Source organism: Vibrio sp. Y176 (assembly GCF_033438945.1).
In genome coordinates, this window is the sequence record NZ_JAWOQS010000921.1 from 1 (window position 1) to 567 (window position 567).

Annotated in this window: 1 protein-coding gene; it reads left to right on the forward strand. The window is 51.0% G+C overall.

The window, feature by feature from the left end; translation table 11 throughout:
- Positions 1-567, forward strand: a 567-nt coding sequence (locus R7O13_RS29415; protein ID WP_318305532.1) for an AsmA family protein, incomplete at both ends; no start/stop codon positions are given.

Below are 567 nucleotides of genomic sequence, written 5' to 3' on the forward strand. Positions count from 1 at the left end.
AAGTTCTGTCTTCTCATGCTGCGATTTCGACACAAAGTGAGCAAGGGTTGTGGCAACTCTCTCGTCTGTTTGCCCCGCTAGAACAAGGCTACATTGAAGGCTTTGGTCAACTTGATCTAAGTACGTCAAGCCAACCTTGGGCGCTTAATCTGAGTGCGGATGGCATTCCACTCAAACTGCTCCACCCATACCTGCCAGATGCATTCGCGGTAGATGGATTTTCTGACCTCAATCTCGACCTGCAAGGTCTATCTGGTGACAACAACATGTTGGCGTACAGCTTAACGGGGCAAGTGGAAGCAAACCTACGAGAAACGACACTACGCTCACAAGCCGATAAGTCGCTTAAGAGCATCACGTTTTCCCCTATTCGAGTGCACGCGCAGCGGGGCGCTGTATCACTCAAGCCTGTAACCATCTCCGGCAATGTCATATCCGGTCAGATTGGCGGCGAGTTTGACATGGCCAACAACCCACTCAGCGGTTTGACATTCCAGCTCAAGGATCACTGCGGCATGGTCATAGGCGATCTGCTCGATGGTGAAATAACACGTAATGACTGCGACT